The 7,363-nt window shown below is 76.5% G+C and carries 1 protein-coding gene; it reads left to right on the top strand.

Going from position 1 to position 7,363, the window contains the following annotated elements:
* The coding region (locus EBN88_RS27085) for a type I polyketide synthase (protein ID WP_122399680.1) at positions 1-7,363 on the top strand (7,363 nt) is incomplete at both ends.

The following is a 7,363-nucleotide window of genomic DNA, read 5'->3' as shown; positions in this document are numbered from 1 at the left end:
CCTCGCCCAACACACCCACCCCAACACCCCCACCACCGCACCCCTCCGCACCAACACCCCCGAACTCACCACCTACCTCACCACACTCACCCACCACCCCACCACCAACTGGACCACCCTCACCACCACCAACACCCCAAACCTGCCACTCCCCACCTACCCCTTCCAACACCACACCTACTGGCTCCGACCCACGACCAACCGGCGCGACAACACCCGCCACCCGCTCCTCACCACGACGACCACCCTGGCGCACAACAACACCGTGCTGATCACGGGTCAGTTGTCGCTGGCCGACCACCCGTGGCTGGCCGACCACACCATCGCCGGCACCGTTCTCTTTCCAGGGACGGGGTTCCTCGACCTCGCGCTGTACGCCGCGACCCAGGTCAACGCGGCGGGCGTCGAGGACCTGACCATCGAGGCCCCCCTCGTCCTGCCCGAACACTCCACCGTGCGACTCCAGATCAGCATCGAGGACCGCACCCTCACCCTCCACGCCCGGACCCAGGGCGAGGACGAACCCTGGACCCGCCACGCCACCGCGACCCTCACCAACGAACCACCGGCCACCCCCGAGCCACCCGCCGCCTGGCCCCCACCCGGCGCCCAGGCAATCCCCCTCGACGACACCTACCCCCAACTCGCCGAACGCGGCTACGACTACGGCCCCACCTTCCAGGGCCTCACCGCCCTCTGGCGCGAAGACGACACCCTGCACGCCGAGATCGCCCTCCCGCCCGACACCCCCACCGCCGGCCACACCCTCCACCCCGCGCTCCTCGACGCCGCACTCCACCCCCTGCTGGTCGACGCGCTTCGACCGGGTGGGGACGAGGCGGTGCGCATCCCGTTCTCCTGGAGCGGGATCGCGGTGCCGGCCGTCGGCGGTGTCGCGGCGGTGCGGGTGTCGTTGACCCCGACCGGCGCGGACGCCGTGACGCTGACGCTGGCCGACGACGAGGGCGCGCCCCTGACCGTCGTCGAGCGGCTGTCGCTCCGGGCGGTGGACCCGGAACGGCTGCGGCCCGCCGGCGCGTCCGGCGAGGAACTGCTGCTGCACCTCGACTGGTCGCCGGCCCAGGCCGGCGACGCCGAGCCGGAGTCCCCGCGCGACTGGGCCGTGGTGGGGGAGCGGGGCGCCGAACTCGCCGCCGCGCTCGGCGTTTCGGCGGTCTTTGACGACCTGGCCGCGCTGGCCGCCCACGGCGACGTGCCCGGCACGGTGCTGCTGCACGTCCCGCCCCGTGACCCGGCCGCCGGCGAGGACGCGGCGGACGCCGCGCGCGCCGCGTGCCGCGCGCTGCTGACCGAGCTGCCCGCCTGGCTCGGCGACGAGCGGTTCGCCGCCGCCCGCCGCCTCGTCGTGGTGACGCGGGACGCGGTGGCCGCCGGCAGCCAGGACCGGACGCACGATCCGGTCGGGGCCGCGCTGTGGGGCCTGGTCCGCACCGCCCAGGCGGAGAACCCGGACCGGCTGTGGCTGCTCGACCTCGACGACACCGCCGCGAGCCGCGCCGCCGTGCCGGCGGCGCTGGCCGTCGACGAGCCCCAACTCGCCGTCCGCAACGGCACGGTGCACGTCAACCGCCTGGACCGCGCCGCCCGCGACGCCGGTCTCGCCGCGCCGGCCGGCGGCGCGCCGTGGCGGCTCGGCTCCAGCGGCGAGGGCACGCTGGAGAACCTCGCGCTGCTGCCCGCCCCCGACGCCGCCCGCGCGCTGGCGCCCGGCGAGGTGCGGGTCGCGGTCCGCGCGGTCGGCGTCAACTTCCGCGATGTGCTGATCGCGCTCGGCACCTACCCGGGCCGGGCCGCCATCGGCGGCGAGGCCGCCGGCGTCGTGGTGGAGACCGGCCCCGACGTCGCGGGCCTGGCCGTGGGCGACCGGGTGATGGGCCTCTTCCCCGACGGCGCCGGCCCGTTGGCCGTCACCGAACGCGCCCTGCTGGCGCCCGTGCCGGCCGGCTGGACGTTCGCCCAGGCCGCCGCCACGCCCGTCGCGTTCCTCACGGCCTACCACGGGCTGGTCGACCTCGGCGGGCTCACCGCAGGGGAGTCCGTGCTGGTGCACGCCGCCGCCGGCGGCGTCGGCATGGCCGCCGTGCAGCTCGCGCGGCACCTCGGCGCCGAGGTCTACGGCACCGCCAGCCCCGGCAAGTGGGACACGCTGCGCGGCCAGGGCTTCGACGAGGCGCACCTGGCCAACTCCCGCACCCTGGAGTTCGAGGAGCGGCTGCGCGCCGCCACCGGTGGCCGGGGTGTGGACGTCGTTCTCGACTCCCTCGCCGGGGAGTTCGTCGACGCCTCGCTGCGGCTGCTGCCGCGCGGCGGCCGGTTCCTGGAGATGGGCAAGGCCGACGTGCGGGACCCGGACGAGGTGGCCGCCGCGCATCCCGGCGTCGCCTACCGGGCGTTCGACATGATGGAGGCCGGACCGGCCAGGATCGCGGAGATGCTGGACGCGCTCTCCGCCCTCTTCGCTTCGGGCGCGCTCCGCCCGCTGCCGCTGGGCGCCTGGGACGTCCGGCGCGCGCCGGACGCGTTCCGCCGCCTCGGGCAGGGCCACCACACCGGCAAGGCCGTCCTCACGCTGCCGGCCGTGCCCGACCCGGACGGCACGGTGTTGATCACCGGCGGCAGCGGCGCGCTGGCCGCGCTCACCGCCCGGCACCTGGTCGCGGCGCACGGCCACCGGCGCCTGCTGCTCGCCAGCCGGCGCGGCCCTGACGCCCCCGGCGCCGCCGAGCTGGCCGCCGAACTCGCCGCGCTCGGCGCCGAGGTGACGGCCGTGGCCTGCGACGTCTCGGACCGCGCCCAGCTGGCCGCCGTGCTCGACGCCATCCCGGCCGCGCACCCGCTGACCGCCGTGGTGCACACGGCCGGCCGCGTCGACGACGTGTCCTTCGCGCGGCTCGACGAGGAGCGGCTGGAGACGGTGTTCCGGCCCAAGGCCGACGCCGCCTGGCACCTGCACGAGCTGACCCGCCACCTCGACCTGGCGGCGTTCGTCCTCTACTCCTCGGTCGCCGGCACGCTCGGCAACCCGGGGCAGGCCAACTACGCGGCGGCGAACGCGTTTCTCGACGCTCTGGCCCGGCACCGGCACACCCTCGGGCTGCCCGCGACCTCGCTGGCCTGGGGCCTGTGGGACCTGGACGCCGGCATGGCCGGCGCCCTCGACGCCGTGGACCGCGAGCGCCTCGCCGCCGGCGGCATCGCCCCGCTGACCGCCGAACGCGGCCTGGCCGCCCTCGACGCGGCGCTCGCCGGCGACCGCGCCGCCGTCGTTCCGCTCCGCCTCGACCAGGGCGCGTTGCGCCAGCGGGCCGCCGCCGACGAATTGCCGCCCGTGCTGCGGGCGTTGACCCGCACCCAGGCCCGGCGTCGTTCCGCCGCCGGCTCCGCGTCCTCGCTGGCGCGGCGGCTGGCCGCGCTGCCCGAGGCCGAGCGGGAACGCGCCCTGGTCGAGGTCGTCGGCGCGCAGGTCGCGGCCGTTCTCGGGCACGCGGAGAACACCGCGCTCGATCCCAGGCGGGCGTTCCGCGACCTCGGCTTCGACTCGCTGTCCGCGCTCGAACTGCGCAACCGGGTGGCCGCCGCCACCGGCGAACGCCTCTCGCCCACCCTGGTGTTCGACCACCCCACGCCGCTGGCGCTCGCCGCCCACCTGCGGACCAGGCTGCTGGGCTCGGAACCCGCCATGGCCGTGTCCGGCTCCGCCGCGCGGGACGCCGACGCCCCCGGGGACGACGACGCCATCGCCATCGTCGGCATGGCCTGCCGCTTCCCCGGCGGCGTCGCCTCCCCTGAGGAGCTGTGGCGGATGGTCGCCGAAGGGCGCGACGCCATCGGCGACTTCCCGACCGACCGGGGCTGGGACCTGGACGCCCTGCACAACCCGGACCCGACCGTGCCCGGCACCTCCTACACCCGGCAGGGCGGCTTCCTCGACGACGCCGCCGGCTTCGACCCCGACTTCTTCGGCATCAACCCGCGCGAGGCCCTCGCCATGGACCCGCAACAGCGGCTCCTCCTGGAGACCGCGTGGGAGGCGTTCGAACGCGCGGGGATCGCCCCCGAGTCGCTGCGCGGCAGCGACACCGGCGTCTTCGCCGGCGTCATCACCAGCGACTATGTGACCCGCCTGGCCGCCCAGGTGCCGGACAGCGTGGAGGGCTACGTCTCCACCGGCACCACCACCAGCGTCGCCTCGGGCCGCCTCGCCTACACCTTCGGCCTGGAGGGCCCCGCCGTCACCGTCGACACCGCCTGCTCGTCCTCGCTGGTCGCGCTGCACCTCGCGATGCGGGCGCTGCGCGCGGGGGAGTGCGGGATGGCGCTGGTCGGCGGCGCCACCGTCATGGCCGGGCCGACCAACTTCGTCGAGTTCAGCCGGCAGCGCGCGCTGTCCGTCGACGGCCGCTGCAAGGCGTTCGCCGCCTCGGCCGACGGCACCGGCTGGGGCGAGGGCGTCGGAATGCTGCTCATCGAGCGGCTCTCCGACGCCCGCCGCAACGGCCACCGCGTGCTGGCCGTGGTGCGCGGCTCCGCCGTCAACCAGGACGGCGCGTCCAACGGGCTCTCCGCGCCCAACGGCCCCTCCCAGGAGCGCGTCATCCGGCAGGCCCTCGCCAACGCCGGCCTCGCGCCCGCCGACGTGGACGCCGTCGAGGCGCACGGCACCGGCACCAAGCTCGGCGACCCCATCGAGGCCCAGGCCCTGCTGGCCACCTACGGCAGCGGACGCACCGCCGAAAACCCGCTGCTCCTCGGCTCGTTGAAGTCGAACATCGGCCACACCCTGGCCGCCGCCGGCGTCGCCGGCGTCATCAAGATGGTGATGGCGCTCCGCGAGGGCGTGTTGCCCAGGACGCTCCACGTCGACGAGCCGACCCCGCATGTCGACTGGTCCGAGGGCACCGTGGAACTGCTCACCGAGCCGCGCCCCTGGCACACCCCGGGCGGGGACCGGCCGCGCCGCGCCGCCGTCTCCTCCTTCGGGATCAGCGGCACCAACGCGCATGTCATCCTCGAACAGGCCCCCGAACCCGCGCGTGACCCGGCGCGGGACGCCGCCCCGGACGCGAGCACCCCGCAGCAACCCCAGGTCACGCCCTGGGTGTTGACCGCCAGGTCCAAGCCGGCGCTCGCCGACCTCGCGGCCCGCCTCCACGACGCGCTGCGCGACCGCCCCGAGGCGGACACGACCGCCGTCGCCCGTTCCCTGGCCACCACCCGCAGCCACTTCGACCACCGCGCCGTCGCCGTCGCCGGCACGCGGGACGAACTCCTCGACGCCGTCCGGACGTTGGCCAACGGCCAGGACAACGGAGCGCTCGTCACCGGCACGGCCGACGCCGGCGGCCGGACCGCGTTCGTCTTCCCCGGCCAGGGATCGCAGTGGCTCGGCATGGCCGCCGGCCTGTGGGAGACCGCGCCCGCCTTCCGCGACCGCCTCCGGGAGTGCGCCGATGCCCTCGCCCCCCACACCGACTGGAACCTCGTCGACGTCCTCACCGCCGCGCCCGGCGACGAGGAGGCGGCGGCGCTGCTGGAACGCGTGGACGTCATCCAACCCGCCCTGTTCGCCGTGATGGTGTCCCTCGCCGCGCTCTGGCGCGCCCATGGCGTCCACCCCGACGCCGTCGTCGGCCACTCCCAGGGCGAGATCGCCGCGGCCTGCGTCGCCGGCGCCCTCGACCTCGACGACGCGGCCCGCGTCGTCGCCCTCCGCTCCCGCGCGCTGCGCGCCATCGCCGGGCTCGGCGGCATGGTCTCGCTGCCGCTGCCCGTGGCGCGCGCCGAGGAGCTGATCGCCCCCCACGGCGGCCGGCTCTCCGTCGCCGCCGTCAACGGGCCCGCCGCCACCGTCGTCTCGGGCGACCGCGAGGCCATCGACGCCCTCCTCGCCCGCTGCGCCGCCGACGGCCTGCGCGCCCGCGACGTCCCCGTCGACTACGCCTCGCACTGCGCCCATGTCGAGGCCATCGAGGCCGACCTGGCCGAGCTGCTCGCCGGGCTCTCGCCGCGCGCCACCGACATCGCGTTCTACTCGACGCTGGAGGCCGCCCCGCTCGACACCACGACGCTCGACGGCGACTACTGGTACCGCAACCTGCGCCACCAGGTGCGGCTGCTGGACACGGTCCGGCTGATGCTCGCCGACGGCTACCGCCTCTTCGTCGAGTCCAGCGCCCACCCCGTGCTGGTCACCGCGCTCGGCGACACCATCGAGACCTTCGAGGACGCCCCACCGCCCACCGCCCACGCCGTCGGAACGCTCCGCCGCGACCACGGCGACCTCGCCCGCTTCGCGACCTCCCTCGCCGAGGCGTTCACCCGGGGCGCGCCCGCCGACCTCACCCGCCTGCTGCCCGAGCCGCCGGCCGAAGGAACCGACGCCGAGCCGTTCGTCGACCTGCCCACCTACCCGTTCCAGCGGGAGCGGTACTGGCTCCAGCCGTCCGCCGGCGCCGGCGACGTCACCGCGGCCGGCCTTGAGACGCCCGACCACCCGTTCCTCGCGGCCGCCGTCACCCTCGCCGACAGCGAGACCGTGCTGCTCACCGCCCGCCTGTCGACGGCCGACCACCCGTGGCTGGCCGACCACGCCGTCGCCGACACCGTGCTCTTCCCCGGCACCGGCTTCGTCGACCTGGCGCTGCACGCGGCAACCCACGTCGGGCTGGCCGGAGTCGAGGACCTCACCATCGAGGCGCCCCTCGCCCTGCCCGAACCGGGCGCGGTCCAGCTCCAGATCACGGTCGCCCCGCCCGACGAGCACGGCCGCCGCGCCGTCGCCGTCCACGCCCGCCCCGAGGGCGACGACGCAGGCTGGACCCGCCACGCCACCGCCACCCTCACCCCTGAGGCGGCCGCCGTCCCGACCCTGCCCGCCGCCTGGCCCCCGCCCGGCGCGCGGGAGGTGCCGCTGCCCGACCTCTACGCCGAACTCGCCGGACGCGGCTACGCCTACGGCCCGATGTTCCAGGGGCTGACGGCCCTCTGGCACGACGGCGACGTCCGCTACGCCGAGGTCACCCTGCCCGCCGACACCGACGTCACCGGCCACGCCCTGCACCCGGCGCTGCTCGACGCCGCGCTCCACCCGCTGCTGGTCGGCGCCGGCGACGCGCTGCGCGTCCCGTTCTCCTGGAGCGGCGTCACGCGGCCGGCCGGCTCGCCCGAGGCGCTGCGCGTCCGGCTCGCCCCGACCGGCGCCGACACCGCCGAGCTGACCCTCGCCGACGCCGGCGGCGCCCCGGTCGCGCGCGTCGCCTCCCTCACCCACCGCCCCCTGGACACCGCCCAGTTGGCGGCGCTCGGCGGCGACGCCGTGCCGCTGCGCGGCGTCGAGCTGACC

The sequence above is a fragment of the Streptomyces triticirhizae genome (assembly GCF_003696235.1).
GTDB lineage: Bacteria > Actinomycetota > Actinomycetes > Streptomycetales > Streptomycetaceae > Streptomyces > Streptomyces triticirhizae.
This window is presented reverse-complemented; position numbering and strand designations above follow the sequence as displayed.